The organism is Actinokineospora fastidiosa (genome assembly GCF_014648415.1).
Lineage (GTDB): Bacteria > Actinomycetota > Actinomycetes > Mycobacteriales > Pseudonocardiaceae > Actinokineospora > Actinokineospora fastidiosa.
This window is the reverse complement of record NZ_BMRB01000002.1, coordinates 1,838,946-1,863,819: the sequence shown is the minus strand read 5'-3', so window position 1 is coordinate 1,863,819 and position 24,874 is coordinate 1,838,946. Positions and strand designations below refer to the sequence as shown.

The window sequence follows — 24,874 nt, the reverse complement described above, 5'->3', positions numbered from 1 at the left end:
GGTAAGGGGCAAAGTTGTCTTTCGTATCTTACGGGGGTCGCCGTGCGGCGTCAGGTGCTCGCGCTGGCCGTGCCCGCGCTGCCGGTGCTGGCCGCCGAGCCGCTGTACCTGCTCGTCGACACCGCCGTCGTCGGCAGGCTCGGCGGCCTCGAACTCGGCGCGCTCGGCATCGGCGCGATCATCCTGGCGCAGCTGTCGACCCAGTTCACGTTCCTGTCCTACGGCACCACCGCCCGCGCGGCCCGCCTGTACGGCGCGGGCCGCCGCGAGGACGCCGTCGTCGAGGGCGTCCAGGCCACCTGGCTCGCGCTCAAGCTCGGCCTCCTGATCGTCCTTATCGGACAGTTGACTGCCGGTCCCATCGTCCGCGCCATGGCGGGCCCCGGCGACCTGGCCGACGCGGCCGCGTCGTGGGTCCGCATCGCCATCTGCGGCGCCCCGCTGATCATGGTCACGCTGGCGGGCAACGGCTGGATGCGCGGCGTCCAGGACACCCGATCGCCCCTGCGGTACGTGCTCGCGGGCAACGGCGTCTCCGCGGCGCTCTGTCCGATCCTGGTGCACGGCGCCGGATGGGGCCTCAACGGCTCGGCGTACGCCAACGTCGCCGGCCAGGCGGTGGCCGCGGCCCTGTTCCTGCGCGCGATCCGCACGGCCCCGCTGCGTCCCCGGTGGGACATCATGCGCGGGCAGATCGTCCTCGGCCGCGACCTCGTCCTGCGCAGCCTGGCCTTCCAGGCCTGCTTCGTCTCCGCGATCACCGTCGCCGCCCGCCACTCGATCCCCGCGGCGGGGGCGCACCAGGTCGTCCTGCAACTGTGGACGTTCCTGGCGATGGTGCTGGACTCGCTCGCCATCGCCGCCCAGTCGCTGGTCGGCGCGGCCCTCGGCGCGGGCGACGCCCGGCGCGCCCGGGTCCTGGCGCGGGGCCTGACCGGCTACGGCCTGCTGTGCGGGGTGGTCTCGGGCGTCGCGTTCGCCGCCGTCGCGGGGGTGCTGCCGCGCGTGTTCACCGCCGATCCCGCCGTGCTCGCCGAGATCCCGAACGCCTGGTGGTTCTTCGTGGCGCTGCAACCGGTCGCGGGCGTCGTCTTCGCCCTGGACGGCGTCTTCCTCGGCGCGGGCGACACGCGCTACCTGCGCACCACGACGCTCCTGTCCGCCATCGTCGGCTTCCTCCCCCTGATCTGGATCTCCCACGTCCTCGGCTGGGGCCTCGTCGGGATCTGGACGGGCCTGTCCGCGTTCATGGTCCTGCGCCTGGCCGCCCTCCTGATCCGCGCCCGCACCTCGACCTGGGCGGTCACCGGGGCCAGTGTGTGACCGCTGTGAGCAACCGCACCCTGAGCATGGCTAACTATCTCGGCGCTCGGCCGCTGTAATAGGTGAGTCCCCGTCGCGGAGTGGAGTGGTCCCTGTGAGTCCCGCCCAGCGTCGTGCGCTGGCGGTGTGGGGTACGGCGGTGATGGTGTACCTGCTCGCCGTCTTCCACCGCACGACCCTCGGGGTGGCCGGGCTGGAGGCCGCGCAGCGGTTCGGCATCGGCGCGGCCGCGCTCGCCGGGTTCACCGTGCTGCAGATCGGCGTCTACGCCGCGATGCAGATCCCCACCGGGCTCCTCGTCGACCGGTTCGGCCCGAGGGTGACGCTCAGCTGCGCCGCGCTCCTCATGGGATCGGGCCAGCTCCTCTTCGCCTACGCCGAGAGCTACGTCCCCGCGCTCCTCGCCCGAGGCGTGCTCGGCCTGGGCGACGCGCTCGCCTTCGTGAGCGTCCTGCGGCTGGTCGCCGCCCACTACTCGCCCCGGCGCTATCCGACCCTGACGGCCGCGACGGCCGCGCTCGGGTCCGTCGGCAACTTCGCCGCCACCGTCCCCCTGACGCTCCTGCTCGCCGACGCGGGCTGGACCACGGCGTTCGCCGTCGTCGGCCTGCTCACCGCCGCCTACGCCGGGATCGTCGTGTGGCGGGTCCGCGACGCGCCGCACGGCGAGGAGCCGCAGCGCAGCGACGCCGTCGGCGTGCGCCAGACCCTCGACCAGGTCCGCCAGGCCTGGCGGGTGCCCGGCACCCGGCTCGGGTTCTGGGTGCACATGTCCACCTGCTTCGCCCCGAACGTCCTCGGGCTGCTGTGGGGCCTGCCGTACCTGGTCCAGGTGCAGGGCCTCACCGAGCCGCAGGCGGGCGTCGTGCTGAGCCTGATGGTCATCGTCGCCATGGTCTGCGGCCCCGCGGTCGGCGAGCTCATCGGCCGCCACCCGGCCGCGCGGATGCCCATCGTGCTCGGCTACCTCGGGATGGCGACGGTCATCTGGACCGTCATCGTCGCGTGGTCCGGCTCGCTGCCCACGCCGGTCACCGTGACCGCCATCGCCGTGCTCGCCGCGGGCGGGCCGATGTCGGGCATAGCGTTCGCCCTGGTCCGCGACTACAACCCGCTGCGGAGGGTCGGCACGGCCAGCGGCATCGCCAACGTCGGCGGCTTCGGCGCGACGACGGTCGCCTCGCTGGCCGTCGGCGTGCTCATCGGCGGGGACGCCGCCGCGGCGGGCGCCGACGACTTCCGCCTCGCCTTCGCCGCCGTGCTCGCCATGCTCGTCGCGGGCGCATGGCGCACGACGGTGTGGTGGCTGCGCGCCCGGGCCGTCGTGCTGGCCAAGGTGGAGGCGGGGGAGACCGTGCCGGTGCAGATCCGCCGCCGTGCCTGGGACATCACCCGCGCGGCGTAATATTCACCGTCGTGTCCTCTCGCCCTGTTGTGCCGCCGGGGCTTGTCGTCGTCGACAAGGCGCCCGGCATGACCTCCCACGACGTCGTCGCCCGGGTCCGCCGCATCCTCGGCACCCGCAAGGTCGGCCACGCCGGAACCCTGGACCCGATGGCCACCGGCGTCCTCGTCCTGGGGATCGAGCGCGCCACCAAGCTCCTCGGCCACCTGGCCCTCGACCGCAAGGTCTACCTGGCCACCATCCGCCTGGGCACGGCCACGACGACCGACGACGCCGAGGGCGAGCACCTCTCCGAGCCCGACCCCGCCGTGCTGGCCGCGGTCACCGATGCGGCCATCGCCGCCGGTGTCGCCGCCCTGACCGGCCCGATCGAGCAGGTCCCCAGCTCCGTCAGCGCCGTCAAGATCGACGGCAAGCGCGCCTACGCCCGCGTCCGAGCGGGCGAGGACGTCGTCATCCCCGCCCGCCCGGTCACGGTGTACCGCTTCGACATCCTCGGCACCCGCCGCGACGACAAGGCCATCGACCTCGACGTCATGGTCGAGTGCTCATCGGGCACCTACGTCCGCGCCCTGGCCCGCGACCTCGGCATCGCCCTGGGCACCGGCGGTCACCTCGCCGAACTCCGCCGCACCCGCGTCGGCCCCTTCGACCTGCGCGTCGCCCGCACGCTGGAGGCCCTCCAGGACGCCCCCGGCCTCTCCCTGGACCTCGACGCCGCCGTAGCCACCGCCTTCCCCCGCCGCGACCTCGACCGCGTCGAGTCGGCGGCCCTCTCCCACGGCAAACGCCTCCCCGCGGCAGGCATCACCGGCACGTACGGCATGTTCGACCCCACGGGCAAGGCGCTGGCGCTGGGGGTGGACGAGGGGAAGACCGCCAAGGCCCTGGTCGCCCTGGCGGTCTGATCCGCAGGATGGTCAGCCGTCGTGGTAGCTGGAGTACACCTGTGCCCGGAAGTTGATGTTGTTGTCAAAGCTTCCGAGCAATGGCGCGTCGAGGGGGAATCTCTTGTTGATCCTCCAGTCGTCCCCGCGGAGCAGGTAGAGGCGGTCGCAGGTCGCGATGCCCTGCACCGACGACAGGTTCTCGGTCCAGTAGTCGTTGAAATCGAGCCGGTACCCTGATTTGTCGCAAACCCCGTCGTCGCCGTGCACCACGTTGGACGCGCCGCCGTAATAGGCGTGCTCGTACAGAATGATCAGCGCCTGGCTCTGCCGGGTGTCGTAGCCGAGAGTGTGTGCCTTGGCGCGCATCCCGGCCACGGCGTCGGCCCGCGACACCTTGGAGCAGTGCTCCACAACGACCCGCGACGACTCACCGTCGGGCGAGTCGCCCATCAACGTCGAACAGTAAGGCATTACCTCGGTCCCTTGGGCCGTCACCGCCTGAGCGTGGCCGTAGGTCGCGAGCGTGAGCGCCACCACCACTGCGGCAAGGCATGCGAATGCCCGGCGTGCGAATGTCACCATGCTGCCCTTCGATGCGTATGCGTCAGGATGAGCGGTCAGCCAGTTTTCATCCCCAGTGCCATCCCCAATATGGCTAACGCTGACCGCCCTGCATACATCATCCTTTCGTCGTGTCTCGAACATCGACACCGCCAGGAGGTCTCTTCTCGTGCCTCCGCTTGGTCTCAGGCGAAGGCTGCGAATGCTGAGGTGGCGGCTAACGAAGTTGTCCGTCGGTGACGGTCGATTTAGTTCGGCCGGACACCCGTCTCGTCTACGACCGCTATCTCCACTGCGGTGAAACCGGTCACCGTCCCCGCCGGGACCCCTGACTCGGATTCGGTGGTCAGGACCTGGCGTTCGCCGACGAAGACGCCGGTGACCGGGTCGATGATGATCTCCTGGCGGACCCGGCCGTCATCGATGCCGACGGCGGTTCCGCGCCGTCCGTCCAGGTTGGCGGCGTTGTCGGTGATCTGGAGGCCCTGGAGCATCGCGAGGGCGCGGAACAGGGGGGTCCGCACGTCCGCGGGGAGCAGCCCGCCCCGCAGGGCGTCCGCGGCGTAGATCAGCAGCTGGGAATCGCCGCGACCGTGGTCGGGGGCGTCCGCGCGAAGGCGGTCGAGCAGCGGCCCGGGCTCTCGGGGCAGCCCGGCGATGAACTCGCGGGTGGGCGCCTGCCACTGGCCAGGGGTCGTGCACGGCGGTTGGCCGGTCAGCACGGCCGCGAAGTCGCCGCACCTCGCCTTGACCGGGAGCCCGGCCGGGCCCGGAGGGTTGACGGTCAGGCCCGCGGCCAGCGCCTCGGCCTCCGAGCCCAGGACCCAGACCCGTCGACCGGTCTCCGATCGGCGCATCTCCCATTCCCGCTCATACTCCGCAGGCGCCCAGACCTCGGTCACCGTCTCGGCCAGATACGCCGTCCGCCCGATCTCCCTGAGATGCCAGGCGTGCGTGGCGACGTAGCGGAACCGCCCCGGCCCCACCGGTGTGTCCTCGGCCTCGATCGCGGCCAACTCCAACGTCGCCACCGCCTCAGCCGACGCCGGGCCCAGCGGGTTCTCGGTCTGGGCCACCAGCAGGGCGACGACCAACCCGACGACCACCAGCATCGACGCGGCCACTCCCACTACCCGCGGGCGCCTGCGGCCGCCCCCGTCGATCTCGGCGAGCATCCGGTCCTTCGCCTCGCCCAAGCGCTCGTCGGAGACGCGCACGTCGGCGTTGAGCCGGTCGAGGGCGTCGTCAAGCTCCTGCTCGGTCCAGTGTCGTCCGCCGTCGCTCATGTGGTCTCCCCGTCCTGAGTCGGTGCTGTCGCGAGCCGGGCCTCGGCTGTCCTCAGGGCGGACCGCGCGCGGTGCAACCGGGAGCGCGCCGTGCCCGCCGGGATGCCGAGCGCGGCGCCCGCCTCCGCCGGGGTCAACCCGGCCCACGCCGTCAGCAGCAGCACGTCGCGGTCCGCGGCGGGCAGGGCGATGAGGGCTGACGCGAGTCTGCCGACCCGCGCCGCGGCGTCGACGCGGTCGATGGCCTCGCTCTCCGGCAGCGCCGTCCCCACCTCACGGCGGCTCAGCCGTGCGCTGAGATCGAGATTGCGCAGCTCGTCGCGCCGGTGCTTGCGGCACAGGTTGGTCGCGATCCCGAACAGCCAGACCCGCACCGCGGCGCGCCCCGGGTCGTATCGGCGCCGCGCCGCCCACGCGGTCACGAAGGTCTCCGCCAGCAGGTCGTCCGCGGCCCCCTCGCCCACCCGCCGGGCGAGATAGCGGTGGACCGACCGCGCATAGCGGTCGAACAGATCGCCGAACACGGTCGCCGCGTCCTCGGCCAGGAGGTCCGGCCGGACGTCATCGGCTGCCATGCCCACCATCCTCGTGCCCGTCACACCCTGTATTGCCGGAAGCGCCCGTGAGCGTTCGCAGGCCGCCTGCCCGCCGAGGTCGTGCGGGCGGACTAGGCTCGACCCCGTGCAGCGATGGCGTGGGCTTGACGACCTGCCCGGCGGGTGGGGGCGCTGTGTCGCCACCATCGGGGTGTTCGACGGGGTGCACCGGGGGCACCAGGCGCTGATCAGCAGGGCGGTGAAGCTTGCCGCCGAGAAGAACGTGCCGAGTGTGGTCGTGACGTTCGACCCGCACCCGGCCGAGGTCGTGCGGCCGGGTAGTCACCCTGCGCAGTTGACCACGCTCGCGCGCAAGGCCGAGTTGGTCGAGCAGTTGGGCGTGGACGTGTTCTGCGTCCTGCCGTTCACCCCCGAGCTGTCCAAAGTGCCCGCTGACGAGTTCGTGCACGAGTTCCTCGTCGAGCGGCTGCACGTGGCCGCCGTGGTGGTGGGCGAGAACTTCACCTTCGGCCACCGCGCGCTGGGCAACGTCGAGCTGCTCACCAAGTACGGCAAGCGGTTCGGGTTCGCCACCGAGGGGGCGAGCCTGGTGGGCGGGGAGATCACCTTCTCCTCCACCTACATCCGCGCCTGCATCGACGCCGGGGACGTGCGGGCCGCCGAGGCGGCGCTGGGGCGGCCGCACCGGATCGAGGGCATCGTCGTGCGCGGGGACCGGCGCGGCCACCAGCTCGGCTTCCCGACCGCCAACCTCTCCACCCCCCGCTACACCGCCATCCCCGCCGACGGCGTCTACGCCTGCAAGTTCCACCTGCCCAACCGCGCCCCGATGACCGCTGCGGTCTCGGTGGGCACCAACCCCACCTTCTCCGGCCGCGAGCGCCGCGTGGAGGCCTTCGTCCTCGACGTCGACGAGGACTTCTACGGCCAGCGCGTCGCCCTGGACTTCCACGAGCGCCTGCGCGCCATGGAGAAGTTCGACTCCACCGAGGCGCTCGTCGAGCAGATGCACCGCGACGTGGCCCGCACCCGCGAACTCCTCGACGCCGAATAGCGGCGAATCCCTACGGAAGGTGACCAAGACCTGGCAAGATACGGCCGGGTCGTAGGGAGAGAGGCCATCAAGTGGAGGACCACAAGATCGTCCAGCGCAACATCGCGCTGCAGCGCGAATGGTATGGGGAGCCGTTGGGCGATCGGGTGCGCAGGCTGGTGGTGGCCTTCGACACCTCGCAGGCGAACCTGGCCGACGTGCTGGGGATCAGCGCGCCGATGCTGAGCCAGGTGATGAGCGGCCGCCGGGCCAAGATCGGCAACCCGGCAGTGCTGGCCAGGCTGATCATGCTGGAGCGCAAGATCCTCACCCCGGAGGTCGCCTCCGGCGCCAAGGAGCACCTGCAGAAGGCCCTGGAGGACGTGCGCGTCTCCAAGCCCGCCGTGACCCGCGACAGCCTCCCGGTCGACGTCGGCCGCAGCGCGATCATGGCCCTGCGCAGGCTCATCGCCGCCGACGACCTCACCCAGGCCGCCGACCTGCTGGACCCGCGCTTCCCCGAGCTGGCCGACCTGCTCCGCCGGGCCGGAAGGCACCGCGTGTGACGAGGTACTTCGCCGCGTTCCCGCTGCCCGACCCCGTCGCCGACCACCTCGCGGCCGCCCTGCCGCCGTTCCCCGCCGCGGTCCGGCCCGAGCCCCGCCACCACTGGCACATCACCCTCGCCTACTACGGCCCCGACGACCCCGACGCCCGCCTGACCTGGCTCACGGAGCGTGTTCATGACCACCCGGCGCCCCGCGTGCGGCTGAGCGGCGTCGGCGGCTTCCCCGGCGTGACCTGGATGGGCGTGGACGCCGACCTCGACGCCATCGCCGAGGCGGCGACGGCGAAAAAGGAGTCGCGCCCGTACGTCCCGCATGTCACCATCGGCAGGCAGCCGCGCCCCGGAGAATGGGCGCCCGACCTGGCCGACTACCGCGGCCCGGAATGGATCGCCCCCGAAGTGGTGTTGTACTCCAGTGAGCAGGGGCGCTACACCCGGGTGGGTGGCGTGCGGCTCCGGTCCGCCCCCACCTGCTAACCTTGCGTTTTGGGTCCGGCTGCGGTCCGTGGCGGCCGGTACCGACGTACCAATCGCACGGCACACCTGATCAAGGAGCACACGAGTGGCGCTGTCCACCGCTGAGAAGAAGTCGATCCTGACCGAGTACGGCGTGCACGACTCGGACACCGGATCCCCCGAGGCGCAGGTCGCGCTGCTGACGAAGCGTATCCGCGACCTCACCGAGCACCTGCGCACGCACAAGCACGACCACCACTCGCGGCGCGGTCTGCTGCTGCTGGTGGGCCGCCGTCGGCGGCTGCTGAACTACCTGACCAAGGTGGACATCGAGCGCTACCGGTCGCTGATCCAGCGGCTCGGCCTGCGCCGCTAGGCCATCAGGGGGGAGCGACCGACACGGTCGCTCCCCCCGTCCACAACGACAACGAGAAAACGGGCTCGCGCACTTCAGGACAGGTTCGCCGGTCCTCGGTAGTGGCTTCCGGGTGGGGAAACCCGGTGGCTTCGATCGATGACCGGCCTCGTCCGAACCGCGCACCTGCATGTGCCCCCGCGCGCCCACAGGATGAGGAGAATCATGACCGAACCCACCGTGCACGAGACCACGGCGACCATCGACAACGGCGCCTACGGCACCCGCACCGTCCGCTTCGAGACCGGCAGGCTGGCCCGCCAGGCCGCGGGCAGCGTCGTCGCCTACCTCGACGAGGAGACCATGCTCCTCTCGGCGACCACCGCGTCGAAGCACCCGAAGGAGCAGTTCGACTTCTTCCCGCTGACGGTGGACGTCGAGGAGCGCATGTACGCCGCGGGCCGCATCCCCGGCGCGTTCTTCCGCCGCGAGGGCCGTCCCTCCACCGACGCGATCCTGGCCTGCCGCCTGATCGACCGGCCGCTGCGCCCGTCCTTCGTCGACGGTCTGCGCAACGAGATCCAGGTCGTCGTCACCGTGATGAGCCTGCACCCGCAGGACCTCTACGACGTGGTGGCCATCAACGCCGCCTCCGCCTCCACCCAGCTCGCGGGCCTGCCGTTCTCCGGCCCGGTCGGCGGCGTGCGCGTCGCGCTGATCGAGGGCCAGTGGGTGGCGTTCCCGACCCACGAGCAGCTCGAGAAGGCCGTGTTCGACATGGTCGTCGCCGGGCGCGTGGTCGGCGACGACGTGGCGATCATGATGGTCGAGGCCGAGGCCACCGACAACGTGATCGACCTGATCGGCGCGGGCGCGCAGGCGCCCACCGAGGAGGTCGTGGCCGCCGGTCTGGAGGCCGCCAAGCCGTTCATCAAGGTGCTGTGCGAGGCCCAGGCCGAGCTGGCCTCCCTGGCCGCCAAGGAGACCGCCGAGTTCCCGGTGTTCCCCGCCTACCAGCCCGACGCCTTCGAGGCCGTCGCCGCCGCCGTCAGCGACGAGCTGGCCCAGGCGCTGACCATCGCGGGCAAGCAGGAGCGGGAGAGCCGCCTCGACGAGGTCAAGGCGCTGTGCCTGGAGAAGCTGGCCACGAACGACGCGTTCTCCGGCCGGGAGAAGGAAATCGGCGCCGCGTTCCGGGCGCTGAACAAGAAGCTGGTGCGCCAGCGCATCCTGCGCGAGAAGGTCCGCATCGACGGCCGCGGCCTGACCGACATCCGCCAGCTCGGCGCCGAGGTGGCCGTGGTGCCCCGGGCGCACGGCTCGGCGCTGTTCGAGCGCGGCGAGACCCAGATCATGGGCGTCACCACGCTGAACATGCTGCGCATGGAGCAGACCATCGACTCGCTCTCCCCGGAGACGACGAAGCGGTACCTGCACCACTACAACTTCCCGCCGTACTCCACCGGTGAGACCGGCCGGGTCGGCTCGCCCAAGCGGCGCGAGATCGGCCACGGCGCGCTGGCCGAGCGGGCGCTCATCCCCGTGCTGCCCAAGCGCGACGAGTTCCCCTACGCCATCCGCCAGGTCTCCGAGGCGCTGGGCTCCAACGGCTCGACCTCGATGGGCTCGGTCTGCGCGTCCACGATGTCGCTGCTCAACGCCGGCGTCCCGCTGAAGGCCATGGTCTCGGGCATCGCCATGGGCCTGGTCTCCGACGAGGTCGACGGCAAGACCGAGTACGTCGCGCTGACCGACATCCTCGGCGCCGAGGATGCCTTCGGCGACATGGACTTCAAGGTCGCGGGCACCAAGGAGTTCGTCACCGCGCTGCAGCTGGACACCAAGCTCGACGGTATCCCGTCCGCGGTGCTGGCAGGCGCGCTCGGCCAGGCCCGCGACGCCCGGCTGACGCTGCTGGAGGTCATGGCCGAGGCCATCGACCGCCCGGACGAGATGAGCGCCTACGCCCCGCGCGTGACCTCGGTGAAGATCCCGGTCGACAAGATCGGCGAGGTGATCGGCCCCAAGGGCAAGATGATCAACTCGATCACCGAGCAGACCGGCGCCGACATCTCCATCGAGGACGACGGCACGATCTACGTCGGCGCGGCGGACGGCCCCTCGGCCGAGGCGGCCATCGGCCTGATCAACGCCATCGCGAACCCGCAGCTGCCCAAGGTCGGCGAGCGGTTCCTCGGCACCGTGGTGAAGACGGCAGCGTTCGGCGCGTTCGTCTCGCTGCTGCCCGGCAAGGACGGCCTGATCCACATCTCCAAGCTCGGCGGGGGCAAGCGGATCAACAAGGTCGAGGACGTGGTCAAGGTCGGCGACAAGCTCCGCGTGGAGATCGCCGACATCGACCAGCGCGGCAAGATCAGCCTGGTGCTGGTCAAGGACGAGGAGAACGCCGAGTCCGCCGAGGCCGCCGGGTCCACCACCGACGACTCAGCAGAGGCGACCACCCAGTCGTGACATCGCGCACGTCGACGGCCGCGGACACCGGCGGTGTCCGCGGCCGTTCTCCACGCAGCACCGGCGCCCGAGGTCCGGTGGGGATCTCGACGCCAGGCCACAAGCAGCGCGTCGGCAGCACCGTCCTGCTCGACCGGACCGCGGAGGGCTCCGAGGTCAAGCGGACCCTGCTGCCCGGCGGCATGCGGGTGATCACCGAGCGCATGCCCGGCGTGCGCTCGGCGGCCATCGGCATCTGGGTTGCCGTCGGCTCGCGGGACGAGCCGCTGTCGGTCGCGGGCGCGGCGCACTACCTGGAGCACCTGCTGTTCAAGGGCACGGCCAAGCGCTCCGCGGCGCAGATCGCCGAGGAGATCGACGCCGTCGGCGGCGAGCTGAACGCGTTCACCGCCAAGGAGCACACCTGCTACTACGCGCACGTCCTCGACGAGGACCTGCCGCTGGCGATGGACCTGGTCTCCGACGTGGTCTTCGACGCGCTGTGCGCGGAGTCCGATGTGGAGACCGAGCGCGGCGTCGTGCTGGAAGAGATCGCCATGCGCGACGACGACCCCGAGGACCTGCTGCACGACGCGTTCTGCGGCGCGCTGCTGGCCGACCACCCGCTGGGCAGGCCGGTCCTGGGCACCGAGCAGTCGATCACCGCGATGACCCGCGGCGCGCTCAACGGCTTCTACCGCCGCCGCTACACCATGCCGCGCATGGTGCTGGCGGTCGCGGGCAACATCGAGCACCGGCAGGTGCTCTCGCTGGTGCGCAAGGGTTTGCGCGACCGGTTGGCGGGCGACAAGACCCCGGTCGCGCCGCGCGCGGGCCGGGCGCGGGTCGGCAACCAGCCCCGGCTGGTGCTGCACACCGACGACACCGAGCAGGCGCACCTCATGCTGGGCGTGCGCGCGCTCGACCGGCACGACGAGCGCCGGTTCACCCTGGGCGTGCTCAACGCGGCGCTGGGCGGCGGGATGAGCTCCCGGCTGTTCCAGGAGGTGCGGGAGCGGCGCGGGCTGGCCTACCAGGTGTACTCGTCGGTGGCGTCGTACGCCGACACCGGCCACCTGTCCGTCTACACCGGATGCCAGCCCGACCGGCTCGGCGAGGTCGCCGGGGTCGTGCGCGAGGTGCTCGGCCAGGTCGCCCGCGAGGGCCTGACCGACGCCGAGGTGGCCCGCGGCAAGGGCCAGCTGCGCGGCGGGCTCGTGCTGGGCATGGAGGACACCGGCTCGCGGATGTCGCGCATCGGCAAGGGCGAGCTGGCCTACGGCGACTACCTCTCCGTCGAGGAGACCCTGAACCGCATCGCGGCGGTGACGCCGGAGGATGTGGCGCGGCTCGCCCGCGAGATCCTGACCCGTCCCCTCGCCGCCGCCGTGGTCGGGCCCTACGCTCACACCGACGACGTGCCGCTCGAACTGCATGAGGTGACCAGGTGACGATTCGGGTGGGGGTGCTGGGCGCCCGGGGCCGCATGGGCGCGGAGGTGTGCCGGGCGGTCGAGGCCGCGCCGGACATGGAGGTCGTGGCCAAGGTCGACGCTGGCGACGAGCTGTCCGACCTCACCGAGGTGGGCGCCGAGGTCGTGGTCGACTTCACCCACCCGGACGCGGTGATGGACAACCTGCGCTTCTGCGTCGAGCACGGCATCCGCGCTGTCGTCGGCACCTCGGGCTTCGGCGACGACAAGGTCGCCACGCTGCGCGGGTGGCTGGCGGACAAGCCGGGGCTGGGCGTGCTGATCGCCCCCAACTTCGCGCTCGGCGCGGTGCTGTCGATGAAGTTCGCCCAGATCGCGGCGCGCTACTACGACACCGTCGAGATCATCGAGCTGCACCACAACCGCAAGGCGGACGCGCCCTCGGGCACGGCGGCGCACACCGCGCGGCTGGTCTCCGAGGCGCGCGCCGCCGCGGGCCTCGGCCCGGTCCCGGACGCGACGACGTCCGAAGTGGATGGTGCGCGCGGCGCGTCGGTCGATGACGTCCGGGTGCACTCGGTGCGCCTGAGCGGCCTGGTCGCCCACCAGGAGGTGCTGTTCGGCGGCTCGGGGGAGACGCTGACCCTGCGCCACGACTCGCTGGACCGCACGTCGTTCATGCCCGGCGTGCTGCACGGCGTGCGGGCGGTGCTGGACCTGTCGGGCCTGGTCGTGGGCCTGGAGAACGTGCTGGAGCTGTAGGTGTCCGCGCGCACGGTGTCGTGGGTCCTGGCCGCGGTGGTCGTGGTCTACTTCGTGCTGCTCGGCGGCCGCGCGCTCGAACTGTTCCGCGACGGCAGGCCGGTGGCGGTCGTCTTCGGCGTCGGCGTCCTGCTGCTGCCGCTGGTCGGCGCGTGGGTCCTGTGGTCGACGCTGCGCTTCGGCATCCGCACCCAGGAACTCGGCCGCCGGTTGGCGGCCGAAGACGGCCTACCCGACACCTCCACCCTGCCCCGCCTCCCCTCCGGCCGAGTAGACCGCGCCGCCGCGGACGCGTGGTTCGACGAACGCCGCGCCGAGGTCGAGGCCACCCCCGACGACTGGCGCGCCTGGTACCGCCTGGCAGTCGCCTACGACATCGCAGGCGACCGCGGCCGCGGCCGCCAGGCCATGCGCAGGGCCATCGACCTGGCGGGCTGACCGCGCGCCGTCATCCCGCGGCGATCACCTCGATCTCGACCAGCCAGCCCTCGGACAGGGTCTGGGCGACGATGGCCGTTGTCGGCACCACTCGGCCTTCCAGGGCCTCCGTGCGGGCGGCGGCGTTGGCCTCGGCGTAGGACGCGTCGCGGAGGTAGCTGGTGACGCGGACGACGTTGGCCACCGTCATGTCCGCCGCCGCCAGGATCCTGCGGATGTTCGCCCAGACCAGGTCCAACTGCGCCGCCAGCGTCGTCCCCGGCGTGCCCTGCGGGTCCAGGCCCATGGTGCCCGCGATGAACAGCAGGCGCTCGGCCCCGCGGACCTCCATCGCGTGGACGTAGTCCGGGGTGGCGGGGTAGATGCCGTCGGTCGGGCTGTGCCGGATGGCGCGCATGGCTCTCCTCGGGGTGGCGTGTGGTGACCAGCATGCCGGCGCGGGGCGCGGCGCATGATCCACATCACATGATCAACTCGCAGTGATCATGAACGCGGCGAATCCGGCATAACGGCGGGCTGGCGGTTCGGCTTGATCGATGCTGGCTCACCACTGGCTATCACGGTCGCCCAGCGATCCATTGTGGACAATCAACTGTTGGTTAGCCTCCACCCCGTGGCGCCGTCACATGGCGCTCATTCGACTGGGAGGCAGCATGTTGATCCGCAAGGCCGCCGCCGTGCTCGCCGCTGGCGCAGCCGCGTTCGCGATGTCCGCGGGCACCGCCAACGCCGATGACACCGCTTACCTGTACGTCGGGCCGCTGAGCCACTGCGAGGACACCGGCGACCGCGGCGTGGCGGGCGGGGTGTTCTCGTCCTACACCTGCCAGCTCGGGATCGCTGGCTACAGCGTCCTCGTCACCGCCGCGCCGGGGACGGTCAGCGGCGTGTACCTCAACACCTTCGGCTCGGCCTTCAACACCGTCGAGACCTGCGACCAGACCGGCGCCAACGGCGTCGCCGCGGGCGTGTTCACCTCGTACCACTGCCAGCTCGGCATCGCGGGTTACAGCCTGACCGTCTCGGGCTGATACGCGCCGCCGGCGCCGGTCACCCCGGCGCCGGTACCGTCGCCCGCGTGGACCTCGACCAGCACCGGAGCGCGCTGAGCGCCTACTGCTACCGGATGCTCGGCTCCCCGTTCGACGCCGAGGACGCCGTGCAGGAGACCTTCCTGCGCGCCTGGCGCTCCCGCGACCGCTATGACCCGTCCCGACCGCTGCGGGCGTGGCTGTTCACCATCGCCACCAACGTGTGCCTGGACGCGTTGCGTTCGGCGACCCGCCGCCGCGGCCCGCTCGTCGGCGCGCCCGCGACGGGACCCGACATCGGCGCGCCCCTGCCGGAGACGGCGTGGGTGCTGCCCGCGCCGGTCGACCCGGCGATGGCGGTGGAGGAGCGGGAGTCGGTGCGGCTGGCGTTCGTCGCCGCCCTGCAGGTGCTGCCGCCCAAGCAGCGCGCGGTGCTGATCCTGCGGGACGTGCTGGCGTGGCGGGCGGAGGAGGTCGCCGGGCTGCTGTCGACGAGCGTGGCCGCGGTGAACAGCGCCTTGCAGCGCGCCCGGGCCGCGCTGCCCGCCGTGCCGCCGTCGTCGGACCCCGATCCGGCGCTGTTGGAGGCGTACTGCGCGGCGTTCCTCAACCACGACGTGGAAGGTCTCGTCGCGCTACTGCACGAGGACGCCACGATGTCGATGCCGCCGTTCACCTGGTGGCTGCGCGGCCGCGACGCCATCGGGACGGCGTTCTTCCACGCCGACGCGTGCGTCGGGCACACGCTGGTGCCGGTGCGGGGCGGGTTCGGCCAGTACGACGCCGCCGGGCGGCCGTTCGCCGTGGTCGGCATCGAGGCGGCGGACGGGCTGGTGACCGCCACCACGACCTGGCTGATGCCGGAGTTGTTCGCGGTGTTCGGGCTGCCGATGAGTTCTCCCGCGCCCACTCGTAGTGGTGGGTGAAGGGAGAGCCATGGAACCGAGGATCGAGGACCGCCCGGCGGTGTCGTACGCCGGGATCACGGAGAAGGCGACGCTGGCGGAGTGGGGCAGGGTGAACGCCCTGGTGCCGGAGGTGCTGGAGTGGCTGACGGGGCACGGCATCGCGCCAGCAGGCCCGCCGCTGTACCGGTACTACGCGGGGGACGCGACCACGCCGATCGAGGTGGAGGTCGGCTGGCCGGTCGCGGGTGACGTGCCCGCGTCGGACCGGGTGCGGGCCGGTGTGCTGCCCGCGGGCCGGTACGCCGTGCTGGTCCACCGCGGCCACCCGGACCGGATCGCGGAGTCGTTCGGCGTGCTGGAGTCGTGGGCGGCCCGCGAGGCCGTCCGCTGGGACGTCACCGAGGGCCGGTGGGCGTGCCGGTACGAGTCGTATCGCACGGACCCGCAGGTCGAGCCCGACCCGGCACGCTGGGAGACGGAGATTGCGTACCTGATCAGGGAGTGAGGGGGCAGTATGGGGGCATGTGCCGCAGTATCAAGACGCTCAGGCCCCCATACACCGAAGACCCCGGCGTGGCGGACGTCGAGGCCGCAGCGCGGCAGTACGTCCGCAAGATCTCCGGCTTCCACCGCCCGGCAGCCCACAACGCGGAGGTCTTCGAGCGCGCCGTCGCCGCCATCGCGGCCGCCACGGAGGAACTGCTGGAGGGCCTGGTCGTCAAGGGCTCCCGCGTTGCCCCCGGGACAAAAGAAGCCAGCTAGTGATCCGATCCGGTGCAATAGCTCCGGATCGGGAGGTTGGCGCAGGTCAGGGCCGCTAGCGTGCCCGCATGACCGCCATTCAGACGTCCGCCCGCAGGCGGGAACTCGGTGATGAGCTGCGCACTGCCCGGGAGGCCGCAGGCGTCAGCGGTATGAAGCTGGCCGCCATGCTGGGCTGGTCGAACAGCAAGCTCTCGCGCGTCGAGCGCGGACTGAACCGCTGCACGGGAACCGAGGCCGCGATCCTGCTCGGCTACCTCCGCGCCAAGCCGGAGACGGTCGAGCGCATCGTCAGGCTGTGCGAGGACGACCGGCCTGGCCCCTGGGTGCAGCCAGCCAGCAACCGGGTTTCCGATCAGCTGCGCACCCTCATCATGCACGAGACCACCGCCACCCTGATCTACTGCCTGGAGATCAACCGCGTGCCGGGCCTCCTGCAGACCGAGGAGTACGCGCGGTCGATGATCCGGGGCACCGGGCTGGTTCCCGAGGACGGGATCGAGCCCCGGGTGGCGGGCAGGCTGGCGCGCCAATCGCTGGTGCGCGGCCCGGATTCCCCGACGTTCGTCTTCTACCTCCACGAACACGCGCTCCGGCTCCCCATCGGTGGGCCAGCGGCGATGCACGAACAGCTGTTGCAGCTCCTCCTCACGTCCTCGCAGGATGGTTGTGCCGTGCGGGTCATCCCCGAATCCCTCGGCCCACACGCGGGAATGGGCGGACCGTTCACCTATATGCAGTTCGCCGACCACGACCCGGTGGTTTACGTGGAAACCCAGAACCGCTGCCTGTTTCTGGAGCAGCCCGGTGACATCGCCAGCTACCGGCTCGTGCTGGGGAAGCTCGGTGAGCAGGCGCTGAGCGCCCGCGACTCGCGCTTCATCCTCAGCGAATACGCCGACTACTACGACAAGTTGGAGGCGGGCAACGGTGACTGAGGCAAACGCCGGGCACTTCCCCCCGTCCGCCTGGGCTGCCTTCCTAGTGGAACCACCCGTGGAACATCGCCGGTGAGGCGGCCAGGAGGCTGAACCGGACGAACCGCCCGGCTATCCCCGCGCTGAGGAACGCCGTCACCTTCATCCGCACCAACCCCGCCAGCACGGTCATCGCCATGAACGGGGGCAGTCCGGCCACCGCGCTCACGCTGTACGTGCCGAACATCCAGTGCGGGTGGGCCTCGCACTTCTCGCGCAGCCAGGACACCCATCCGCGGATGCGTTTCGTCCTCAGCTGCCATCGGAGCCGCCGGTCGGTCATCACCTTCTCCCGGCGGTGCATGAACCTCGGCAGGTGGATCGAGCCGCGCGCGGCGTAGTAGTAGAACAGCTTGCCCGTCACGTGGCCGACCGCGACCACCGCCGCCATCAGCGCCCACGGGATGTCCGGGCGCTGCATCGCCAGGCCGACCACGAACAGCTCGAGGTTCAGGAACGGGATCAGCGCGGACCCGACCGCGACGGCGAGCGCGACGCACAGCCACGTCCACACGTGTCGGACCCCCTGACAGCTACCCCGTGACCCAGACGTTACCTGACCGTCCCCCACCCGGGGAGCGGAACCGGACCGGTACTCCGTCTAGTCACCACTGGACGGCCGAACGTTACTCACTCCAGCGGGAGAGCCACCGGACCGGTGAACCGGATTTCACGCAGCGGGCGTCCGCCCGCGTCCAGGGTCCGGAGCACGCCGTCCGGGGTCCAGCCCGCGCGCCGGTAGAAGCGCCTGCCCGCGGTGTTCTGCTCGGGCGTCCAGGCGATCGCCCTGGTCATGCCCGCCGCGCGCAGCGCGTCACCGGCCGCGGCGAGCAGGCGCGTCCCGTGTCCTCGGCGGCCCCAGCGGGGCTCGACCAGCAGGGTCGCGATCAAGCCGACCGTCTCCGCGTCCGGGGCGGGGGTGCCGTCGGCGGCGGCCGACTCCGACTCCGGCGACGCCCCGGCGCTGCAGAACCCGACCACCCACCGGCCCTCGGTCGCCACGAGCACGCTGGCCGGGCCCTGCTCGATCGTCCGCAGCCACTGGGTGGCGGCGGCCTCGGCGTCCAGGCCCGCGAGCACGTCGGGCGGGAGGAGGTCGGCGTAGCCCGTCTGCCAGGTCGAGACCTGGATGCGGGCGATCTCGGCGACATCCGTCGGCAGGGCGGGGCGCACGGCGGCTTCGGCCATGACCGCGAACCTATCGGACCGGTCCCGACGCCTTGGCGGGAAGTTGACGCAGGCCGCCGGAATAACCGGTGAACAACCGTCGGCGGTTCATGCAAGGCTTCGGGTATGGGTACGCGGAACTGGTTGGGATGGGCGGCGCTCGGCGTCGTCTACGTCGTCTGGGGATCAACCTATCTGGGGATCCGGCTCACCCTGGAGTCCATGCCGCCGCTGCTGTCGGCCGGGCTGCGGTTCGTCGCCGCGGGCCTGCTGCTCGGCGTCGTCGTGGTGCTCGTCGCCGGGGTCAAGGCCTTGCGGATGACGTGGCCGCAGTTCGGCACGGCCGCCCTCGTCGGGCTGCTGCTGCCCGCGTGGGGCAACGGGCTCGTCGTGGTCGCCGAGCAGCACGTCGCCTCCGGCCTGGCCGCGCTCCTGGTCGCCTCCATCCCGCTCTACGTCGTCGTCCTGCGCCGGATGCTGGGGGAGCGCCCGCCCGCGGTGACGCTCGTCGGCGTGGCCATCGGCCTGGCCGGGCTGGCGGTGCTGCTGCTGGGCGGCCCGGTGGCGGGCACGCACGGGTCGGCGTGGTTCGGGCCCTGGCTGGTCCTGCTCGCCGCGCTGGGCTGGTCCGTTGGCACGGTGCTGAGCACCCGGCTGCCCACCCCGGCCAACCCGTTCGCCCTGGCCGCGACCGAGATGCTGGTCGGCGGCGCCGCCCTGCTCCTGGGCGGCTGGGTCACGGGGGAGAGTCTCGACTTCGGCGCCACCACCGCGACGGCGTGGTGGGCGTGGGGCTACCTCGTGGTGTTCGGGGCGTTCGCCTTCAGCTCGTTCATCTTCGCGCTGGGCAGGCTGCCGGTCTCGACCGTGGCGACCTACGCCTACGTGAACCCGCTCATCGCCGTGATCCTCGGCTACCTCGTCGCCGACGAGGTGTTCGGGCCGTGGCAGCTCATCGGCGGCGCGATCGTGCTGGTGGCCGTCATCCTGGTCGTCCGCGCCGAACGGCGGAAAGTGTCGGCCCCCGATGGCACGATGCCGGAGATGAGCGAGGTGCGCCGATGACCGAGACCATGACCACCGCCGCCGCGCGCCGGACAGCGCTGGCCGCGCAGGGCTTCGCCGAGGCGCGCCCGGCGGGCGCGCCCACGCGCAGGCACCTGGCCAAGGTGCTCTCCCGGGTCCAGCTGCTGCAGCTGGACTCGGTCAACGTGGCCGTCCGGGCGCACTACATGCCCGTCTTCTCCCGCATCGGCGGCTACGACCCGGCGCTGGTCGACGACGCCGCCTGGAACCCGACGGCCCGCAAGCCGCGCATGCTGGTCGAGTACTGGGCGCACGTCGCCAGCCTGATCCCGGTCGAGGACTGGCCGCTGCTGCGCTGGCGCATGCGCTACTACGAGACCCGCTACGCCGACTTCCTGCGCCGCGACAACGCCAACATCACCGGCCTCGTCGACGACGTCCTCACCGCGGTCAAGGAGCTCGGCCCGATCGGCGCAGGCGCGCTGGAGACCGAGCTGGGCGGCGGCGCGCCCCGCCCGCGCGGCGGCTGGTGGAACCGGTCGGACGTCAAGCACACCTGCGAGTACCTCTTCGCCGTCGGCGCGCTCACCACCGGCACCCGGCGCGGCTTCCAGCGCCTCTACGACCTCCCCGAGCGCGTCCTGCCCGCCGAGGTCCTCACCCGCGAGGTCCCCGACGACGAGTGCGCCCGGCGGCTCATGCGCGCCGCCGCCGTCGCCCACGGCGTCGGCACCGAGTTCGACCTGCGCGACTACTACCGCCTGCCCCCGGACATGGCCCGCACGGCGCTGCTGGAGCTGGTCGACGCGGGCGAGCTGGTCCCCACGACGATCCCCGGCTGGCGCCACACCGCCTACCGCCACGTCGACGCCCGCACCCCGCGCGCCGTCCGAGGGCGGGCGCTGCTGTGCCCGTTCGACCCGCTGGTGTGGGAACGCGACCGCACCGAGCGGCTGTTCGGCTTCCACTACCGCATCGAGATCTACGTCCCCGAGCCCAAGCGCCAGTACGGCTACTACGTCTTCCCGTTCCTGCTCGACGGCGCCCTGGTCGCCCGCGTCGACCTCAAGGCCGACCGGGCCACCGGGACCCTGCGCGTCAACGGCGCCTTCGCCGAGTCCGGTGTGGACACCGCGCGGGTGGCCGCCGAGCTGGCCGGGGAACTGCGCGAGATGGCCGATTGGCTGGAACTGGACGCGGTGGCCGTCGGCGAGCGCGGCGACCTGGTCGCCCCGCTCGCCGCCTGCCTCTAGACCGCAGCCTTGTGCACGAGGATCGTCCCGGAGCCGGTGCGGCCGCTCACCCGCAGCGGCACCCCGTCGACGCGCTTCTGGGTCACCGGGACCTCGCTGCGCGCCACGGACGAGGTCGAGACCAGGTCGAACTCCGCAGGACCGGCCACACCGACCCGGAAGCTGCCCGAGCCGCTGGTCAGCTCGACCGTGCCGGAGACCGCCTCCTTGATGGCGATGTCGCCGGTGCCGGTCCGCACGAGCAGGTCGGCGGTGACCCGGCCGAGCCGGATCTCGCCGCTGCTGGTGGCCACGGTGGACGAGCCGCCGAGCGCGGCCACCTCGATCGTCCCGCTGCCCGAGCGCAGGTGACCGCCCCCGGGAGCGGGGCCGAGCCGGATCGGGCCGGTCCCGGACGTCAGGCGGACCGCCCCGGTGGCCTCGTCGACGCTGATCTCCCCACCCGTGGTGCCGACCTCGACCCGGTCCGCGCGGCCGGACACGGTGACGGCGCCGTCGCCCGTGCGGCAGTTCACCGACGACCCGGCGGGCGCGCGGACCACGACCGCGACCGGCACGGCCCGCAGGTGCCCGCTCTTGGCCGAGCGCACCGACAGCGCCCGGCCGCCGAAGTCGACCCGGGCCTGGGCGACGGCCTCGCCGGACAGGTCGAGGGCGCGGTCGTCGCCCATGGCGCTGCCCACCCAGGACATCAGCGCGGTGAGGCCCTCGGCCCACGGGTTGTCCGAGGCCGCGGGCCGGATCTCGACGTCCACGCCCGGCTCGTCGCGCAGGTGGACCTCCACCGCGCCGGAGCCGATGCCGACGGTGATGTCGACCGGCCCGTCGGCGTCGTAGGAGAGACGCCGGATGGTGTCACTCGTCGTCATCGTGGTGTCCCCTAGCCCTCGTACCAGCCCTGCACGCGCGAGCCGCGCTCGCCCGGCCATCCGCCCCAGCCCTTGCCGCCGCCGAAGCCCTTGCCCTGCAGCGCCCCGTGCACGGCCCCCTGGACCGCCTGCTGGACGAACGTGTTCAGCGACATGCCCTGCGCCGACGCTGCCTGCTCCGCCTTGGCCTTCAGCTCCTCGAACAGCCGCAACGTCATCCGGCTCATCTCGCCGCCGTCGTGCGGGGGCGGCGGCGGGGGCGCCTCGCCCGGCCCGGAGCGCGCCGCCCCCGACACCGCCACGCGCACGTCGCGGCCGTCGAGGCGGACGTCGACCACGTGGTCGGGCAGGGACGCGGTGACCTCGGCGGCGAGGTCGGCCAGGGCGTTCATGATGGCCAGCCGGGCGGCGGGCTCCAGCGCGGCGGACAGCGCGGCCGCGGCCCGCCGGGTGGTCTCGTCGCCCACGGCGGCGGCGGCGGTGAGGTCGTCCCGCAGCGAGGTGATGTACGGCGTCAGGTCCATGACACCACCATGCCACCACATCTGACATCACGCCACTGTCTGCCGCGCCATGGTGACGGATGTGTCGCTGTGCACGCCGCCACCTGTCGGATTTCAGCGCCGGGGGGCCAGCGCCTAGGCTGGCCCGGAATCAGGAGAAGGAGCGGGTCAGTGGCCGAGACGGTGTCGCCCAAGGTGCAGCTCATCGCGAAGACGGAGTTCTTCCCCCCGGCGGACGTGCCGTGGACGACCGACACCGACGGCGGGCAGGCGCTCGCCGAGTTCGCCGGGCGCGCCTGCTACCAGTCGTGGAGCAAGCCCAACCCGGCCACCGCGACCAACGCGGGCTACATCAACCACATCATCGAGGTCGGCCACCTCTCGGTGCTGGAGCACGGCTCGGTCAGCTTCTACATCACCGGCATCTCCCGGTCGCTGACCCACGAGCTGATCCGGCACCGGCACTTCTCCTACTCGCAGCTGTCCCAGCGCTACGTGCCCGAGCGCAACGCCGCGATGGTCGAGCCGGACGTCATCGCCGAGGACCCCGAGCTGCACGCGAAGTTCCTGGAGGCCGCCCAGGCCAGCCTGGACGCCTACAAGGAGCTGCTGAAGGGCCTTGAGGCGAAGTTCGCCGACGTGCCCAGCGCGACCCTGCGCCGCAAGCAGGCCCGCCAGGCCGCCCGCGCGATCCTGCCCAACGCCACCGAGACCCGCATCGTGGTCACCGGCAACTACCGCGCCTGGCGGCACTTCATCGCCATGCGCGCCACCGAGCAGGCCGACATCGAGATCCGCGCGCTGGCCATCGACTGCCTGCGCGAGCTGCAGAAGGTCGCGCCGAACGTGTTCGCCGACTTCACCGTCTCCGCGCTGCCCGACGGCACCGAGGTCGCCTCGAGCCCGCTGGTCGCCGAGGGATGAACCGCCTGGTGGTCGACGTCGCGCCGGGCGAGTACACCGTCACCCGGCTCGACCCGGGCACGGGCGTGCCCGCCGAGCTCCTCACCCGGGACGGTCTGGTCTCGGTGACCGCGACGGCGACCGAGGTCTCGGTCGTCACGCCCAGCGAGCACGCCCCCGACGGCGGCCGGACCGAGCCCGGCTGGCGCCTGCTCACCGTGCGCGGCCCGCTGGAGTTCACCCTGACCGGCATCATGGCCGCGCTGGCCGGGGCGCTGGCCCAGGCGGGCGTCCCGCTGTTCGCGCTGTCGACCTTCGACACCGACCACCTGCTGGTCCGGGCGGTCGACCTCGACCGGGCGGTCCGGGCGCTGCGCGAGGCGGGGCACGAGATCGGCTGATCGGCGTCTGCGGGCGGGCCCCGCTGACCTACGATGGCCGCCATCCGCAGGAGGTGGACGTGTCCCAACAGCCAGGACCCCTGGTAGCGCCGGGAAGCCAGCGCGTCATCGCAGGCCGCTACCGGGTGCTCAACGAGCTGGGCCGCGGCGGCATGGGCGTCGTCTGGCTCGCCGAGGACACCACCATCGGGCGGCATGTGGCGATCAAGGAGCTGCACCTGCCCGACGGCGTGCCCGCGGCCGAGCGGCTGGTGTTCGAGGAGCGGGTGCTCCGCGAGGCGCGCACCGCGGGCAGGCTGAACGACCCGGCCGTCGTGACGGTGTACGACGTCGTGCAGGAGTCCGGCGCGACCTACATCGTCATGGAGCTGATCCAGGCGCCCACGCTGGCCGACGTGGTCCGCGAGCGCGGGCCGCTCAAGTCCGACGCGGTCGCCCGCCTGGCCGAGCAGCTGCTCTCGGCGCTGGAGTCGGCGCACCAGGCCGGGATCGTGCACCGCGACGTCAAGCCCAGCAACATCATGCTCGCCGCCAACGGCCGCGCGAAGCTGACCGACTTCGGCATCGCCCAGTCCGTCGACGACCCGAGGCTGACCACCAGCGGCCTGCTGATCGGCTCGCCCGCCTACCTCGCGCCCGAGCAGCTGCGCGGCGAGTCCGCCAGCGCCGCGTCGGACCTGTGGGCGCTGGGCGCGGTGCTGTTCTTCGCCATCGAGGGCTACTCGCCGTTCGAGCGCGCCAACACCGCGGCCACGATGCACGCGATCCTCAACGAGGTCCCGTTCCTGACCCGCGGCTCCGGCGCGCTCGCGTCGGTCATCTCCGGCCTGCTGAACACCCACCCGCAGGCCCGGCTGACCGCCGCCCAGGTGCGCGGCCTGCTCACCCACGTCCAGCCCGGCCCGCCGACCGGCCCGCACACCGGGCCGACCGCGATGTACCCGGGCGGCTACCCGACGATGGTGGCCCAGCCGCCCCAACAGCAGCAGCCGGTGCGGAAGCGGCGCATGGGCTGGCAGCTCGTCCTCGCGCTCGCGTCCGTCATCGCGCTGGCAGGCGGTGTCCTCGGGTTCATGCTCGCCAACGCGGTGAACGCGCCCGCCGAGGACGAGCAGGCGACCCCGATCACCACCTTCACCTACGGCGCGGGCGGGCAGGTGCGCGAGTTCGAGGTCACCAACCGCTACTGCGGCGTCGGCGTGATCCAGGACGGCGCGTCGTTCCCCGGCGGCGAGCCGTGCGACGAGCCGCACGCCTTCGAGGTCTACGGCTATCTCACCCTGAACGACGACTGGGACTACATCCCCACCGAGCTGACCGCCCTGGGCAAGAGCTACTGCCTGTGGCAGTTCCGGTCCGGGCAGGTCGAGCCGGGCCAGCTGGGCAGGCTGTCCGTGATCGTGCTGGTGCCCGCCAAGCAGGCGTGGGAGGCCGACCGCGAGCAGGGCAGCCCGGCCCGCACCCTGGTCTGCGCGCTGACCAGCCGGGACGGCTCCATGCTCGCCGAGTCCCACCTGGTCGAGCAGGAGTGAGGCTACCTGCCGGTACGGTAGCGGC

29 protein-coding genes are annotated in these 24,874 nt (G+C 72.1%); 21 read left to right on the top strand and 8 right to left on the bottom strand.

Translation table 11 applies throughout. The features are described from left to right. The first annotated feature begins 42 nt into the window (after positions 1 to 42). The 3 genes from IEY98_RS18540 to truB all read left to right on the top strand — a co-directional run bounded on the left by IEY98_RS18540 (position 43) and on the right by truB (position 3,636). Positions 43 to 1,323, top strand: a complete 1,281-nt coding sequence (locus tag IEY98_RS18540; RefSeq protein WP_229787012.1) for an MATE family efflux transporter — start codon at positions 43 to 45, stop codon at positions 1,321 to 1,323. 142 nt (positions 1,324 to 1,465) lie between these two features. Continuing rightward, entirely contained in the window at positions 1,466 to 2,728 is a 1,263-nt protein-coding gene (locus IEY98_RS18535; protein ID WP_189211883.1) for an MFS transporter, read from the top strand. Between the two features lie 11 nt (positions 2,729 to 2,739). Beyond that, positions 2,740 to 3,636, top strand: a complete 897-nt coding sequence (gene truB / locus IEY98_RS18530) for a tRNA pseudouridine(55) synthase TruB (RefSeq protein WP_189211896.1) — start codon at positions 2,740 to 2,742, stop codon at positions 3,634 to 3,636. Positions 3,637 to 3,648: 12 nt separating this feature from the next. Here the strand turns inward: truB and IEY98_RS18525 are convergent, their stop codons facing one another. The 3 genes from IEY98_RS18525 to IEY98_RS18515 all read right to left on the bottom strand — a co-directional run bounded on the left by IEY98_RS18525 (position 3,649) and on the right by IEY98_RS18515 (position 6,040). Then, on the bottom strand, positions 3,649 to 4,329 hold the full coding sequence (locus tag IEY98_RS18525; protein WP_189211653.1) for a hypothetical protein: 681 nt from the start codon (positions 4,327 to 4,329) through the stop codon (positions 3,649 to 3,651). A gap of 98 nt (positions 4,330 to 4,427) precedes the next feature. Continuing rightward, on the bottom strand, positions 4,428 to 5,465 hold the full coding sequence (locus IEY98_RS18520; RefSeq protein WP_189211652.1) for a CU044_5270 family protein: 1,038 nt from the start codon (positions 5,463 to 5,465) through the stop codon (positions 4,428 to 4,430). After that, positions 5,462 to 6,040 (bottom strand): RNA polymerase sigma factor, encoded by a 579-nt coding sequence (locus IEY98_RS18515; RefSeq protein ID WP_229787011.1) that lies wholly within the window; start codon positions 6,038 to 6,040, stop codon positions 5,462 to 5,464. The genes IEY98_RS18520 and IEY98_RS18515 overlap by 4 nt, the downstream gene beginning before the upstream one ends. Positions 6,041 to 6,146: 106 nt before the next feature. On the opposite strand from IEY98_RS18515, the gene IEY98_RS18510 reads away from it, so the two are divergent. The 8 genes from IEY98_RS18510 to IEY98_RS18475 all read left to right on the top strand — a co-directional run bounded on the left by IEY98_RS18510 (position 6,147) and on the right by IEY98_RS18475 (position 13,517). Next, complete coding sequence (locus IEY98_RS18510; protein ID WP_189211651.1) at positions 6,147 to 7,076, top strand: bifunctional riboflavin kinase/FAD synthetase; 930 nt, start codon at positions 6,147 to 6,149, stop codon at positions 7,074 to 7,076. Between the two features lie 71 nt (positions 7,077 to 7,147). Further along, complete coding sequence (locus tag IEY98_RS18505; RefSeq protein ID WP_189211650.1) at positions 7,148 to 7,621, top strand: XRE family transcriptional regulator; 474 nt, start codon at positions 7,148 to 7,150, stop codon at positions 7,619 to 7,621. After that, on the top strand, positions 7,618 to 8,100 hold the full coding sequence (locus tag IEY98_RS18500) for a 2'-5' RNA ligase family protein (protein ID WP_189211649.1): 483 nt from the start codon (positions 7,618 to 7,620) through the stop codon (positions 8,098 to 8,100). Before IEY98_RS18505 ends, IEY98_RS18500 begins: the two co-directional genes overlap by 4 nt. Positions 8,101 to 8,185: 85 nt before the next feature. Further along, on the top strand, positions 8,186 to 8,455 hold the full coding sequence (gene rpsO / locus IEY98_RS18495) for a 30S ribosomal protein S15 (RefSeq protein ID WP_189211648.1): 270 nt from the start codon (positions 8,186 to 8,188) through the stop codon (positions 8,453 to 8,455). Positions 8,456 to 8,659: 204 nt separating this feature from the next. Beyond that, positions 8,660 to 10,906: a polyribonucleotide nucleotidyltransferase gene (locus tag IEY98_RS18490; protein ID WP_189211647.1), complete on the top strand. Its 2,247-nt coding sequence runs from the start codon at positions 8,660 to 8,662 to the stop codon at positions 10,904 to 10,906. A 77-nt stretch (positions 10,907 to 10,983) separates the two neighbouring features. Then, entirely contained in the window at positions 10,984 to 12,336 is a 1,353-nt protein-coding gene (locus IEY98_RS18485) for a M16 family metallopeptidase (protein WP_229787010.1), read from the top strand. Then, complete coding sequence (gene dapB, locus IEY98_RS18480; RefSeq protein ID WP_268244589.1) at positions 12,333 to 13,079, top strand: 4-hydroxy-tetrahydrodipicolinate reductase; 747 nt, start codon at positions 12,333 to 12,335, stop codon at positions 13,077 to 13,079. Before IEY98_RS18485 ends, dapB begins: the two co-directional genes overlap by 4 nt. Further along, positions 13,080 to 13,517 (top strand): hypothetical protein, encoded by a 438-nt coding sequence (locus tag IEY98_RS18475; protein ID WP_189211645.1) that lies wholly within the window; start codon positions 13,080 to 13,082, stop codon positions 13,515 to 13,517. Positions 13,518 to 13,527: 10 nt separating this feature from the next. Here IEY98_RS18475 and IEY98_RS18470 read toward each other — a convergent pair whose 3' ends face one another. Continuing rightward, positions 13,528 to 13,914, bottom strand: coding sequence for a RidA family protein (locus tag IEY98_RS18470; RefSeq protein WP_189211644.1), 387 nt, complete (start codon positions 13,912 to 13,914; stop codon positions 13,528 to 13,530). A gap of 256 nt (positions 13,915 to 14,170) precedes the next feature. Here IEY98_RS18470 and IEY98_RS18465 point away from each other — a divergent pair, with 256 nt between their 5' ends. The 5 genes from IEY98_RS18465 (at position 14,171) to IEY98_RS18445 (ending at position 17,156) form a co-directional block, all read left to right on the top strand. Beyond that, positions 14,171 to 14,548 (top strand): hypothetical protein, encoded by a 378-nt coding sequence (locus IEY98_RS18465; RefSeq protein WP_189211643.1) that lies wholly within the window; start codon positions 14,171 to 14,173, stop codon positions 14,546 to 14,548. A 47-nt stretch (positions 14,549 to 14,595) separates the two neighbouring features. Beyond that, the gene (locus tag IEY98_RS18460) at positions 14,596 to 15,474 is read left to right on the top strand and encodes an RNA polymerase subunit sigma-70 (protein ID WP_189211642.1); all 879 of its coding nucleotides are present in this window, start codon (positions 14,596 to 14,598) and stop codon (positions 15,472 to 15,474) included. 10 nt (positions 15,475 to 15,484) lie between these two features. Further along, positions 15,485 to 15,961, top strand: a complete 477-nt coding sequence (locus IEY98_RS18455; RefSeq protein WP_189211641.1) for a GyrI-like domain-containing protein — start codon at positions 15,485 to 15,487, stop codon at positions 15,959 to 15,961. Positions 15,962 to 15,978: 17 nt separating this feature from the next. Next, positions 15,979 to 16,218 (top strand): DUF2277 domain-containing protein, encoded by a 240-nt coding sequence (locus tag IEY98_RS18450; protein ID WP_189211640.1) that lies wholly within the window; start codon positions 15,979 to 15,981, stop codon positions 16,216 to 16,218. Positions 16,219 to 16,286: 68 nt separating this feature from the next. Beyond that, complete coding sequence (locus IEY98_RS18445) at positions 16,287 to 17,156, top strand: helix-turn-helix domain-containing protein (RefSeq protein ID WP_189211639.1); 870 nt, start codon at positions 16,287 to 16,289, stop codon at positions 17,154 to 17,156. Between the two features lie 43 nt (positions 17,157 to 17,199). Here IEY98_RS18445 and IEY98_RS18440 read toward each other — a convergent pair whose 3' ends face one another. After that, entirely contained in the window at positions 17,200 to 17,709 is a 510-nt protein-coding gene (locus tag IEY98_RS18440; RefSeq protein ID WP_189211638.1) for a YqaA family protein, read from the bottom strand. 116 nt (positions 17,710 to 17,825) lie between these two features. After that, on the bottom strand, positions 17,826 to 18,383 hold the full coding sequence (locus IEY98_RS18435; RefSeq protein ID WP_189211637.1) for a GNAT family N-acetyltransferase: 558 nt from the start codon (positions 18,381 to 18,383) through the stop codon (positions 17,826 to 17,828). Positions 18,384 to 18,488: 105 nt separating this feature from the next. Between IEY98_RS18435 and IEY98_RS18430 the strand changes: the two genes are divergently transcribed. Both IEY98_RS18430 and IEY98_RS18425 read left to right on the top strand, forming a co-directional pair. Further along, a complete protein-coding gene (locus IEY98_RS18430; protein ID WP_189211636.1) occupies positions 18,489 to 19,427 on the top strand; it encodes an EamA family transporter in 939 nt (312 codons plus the stop codon). Next, complete coding sequence (locus IEY98_RS18425) at positions 19,424 to 20,641, top strand: winged helix-turn-helix domain-containing protein (RefSeq protein ID WP_229787009.1); 1,218 nt, start codon at positions 19,424 to 19,426, stop codon at positions 20,639 to 20,641. Before IEY98_RS18430 ends, IEY98_RS18425 begins: the two co-directional genes overlap by 4 nt. Here IEY98_RS18425 and IEY98_RS18420 read toward each other — a convergent pair. Continuing rightward, positions 20,638 to 21,510, bottom strand: coding sequence for a DUF4097 family beta strand repeat-containing protein (locus tag IEY98_RS18420; RefSeq protein ID WP_189211635.1), 873 nt, complete (start codon positions 21,508 to 21,510; stop codon positions 20,638 to 20,640). The genes IEY98_RS18425 and IEY98_RS18420 overlap by 4 nt on opposite strands. Before the next feature lie 11 nt (positions 21,511 to 21,521). Next, positions 21,522 to 22,034 carry a toxin-antitoxin system HicB family antitoxin gene (locus IEY98_RS18415; protein WP_189211634.1) on the bottom strand — a complete coding sequence of 171 codons (513 nt, stop codon included), beginning with the start codon at positions 22,032 to 22,034 and terminating at the stop codon, positions 21,522 to 21,524. Positions 22,035 to 22,184: 150 nt separating this feature from the next. Here IEY98_RS18415 and thyX point away from each other — a divergent pair, with 150 nt between their 5' ends. Genes thyX through IEY98_RS18400 form a run of 3 tightly spaced genes read left to right on the top strand, consistent with a single transcriptional unit; the run spans position 22,185 to position 24,849 of the window. Continuing rightward, complete coding sequence (thyX, locus tag IEY98_RS18410; protein WP_189211633.1) at positions 22,185 to 22,937, top strand: FAD-dependent thymidylate synthase; 753 nt, start codon at positions 22,185 to 22,187, stop codon at positions 22,935 to 22,937. Continuing rightward, positions 22,934 to 23,317: an ACT domain-containing protein gene (locus IEY98_RS18405; RefSeq protein ID WP_189211632.1), complete on the top strand. Its 384-nt coding sequence runs from the start codon at positions 22,934 to 22,936 to the stop codon at positions 23,315 to 23,317. Before thyX ends, IEY98_RS18405 begins: the two co-directional genes overlap by 4 nt. Before the next feature lie 59 nt (positions 23,318 to 23,376). Next, positions 23,377 to 24,849: a serine/threonine-protein kinase gene (locus IEY98_RS18400; RefSeq protein ID WP_229787008.1), complete on the top strand. Its 1,473-nt coding sequence runs from the start codon at positions 23,377 to 23,379 to the stop codon at positions 24,847 to 24,849. The last annotated feature ends 25 nt before the right edge of the window (positions 24,850 to 24,874 follow it).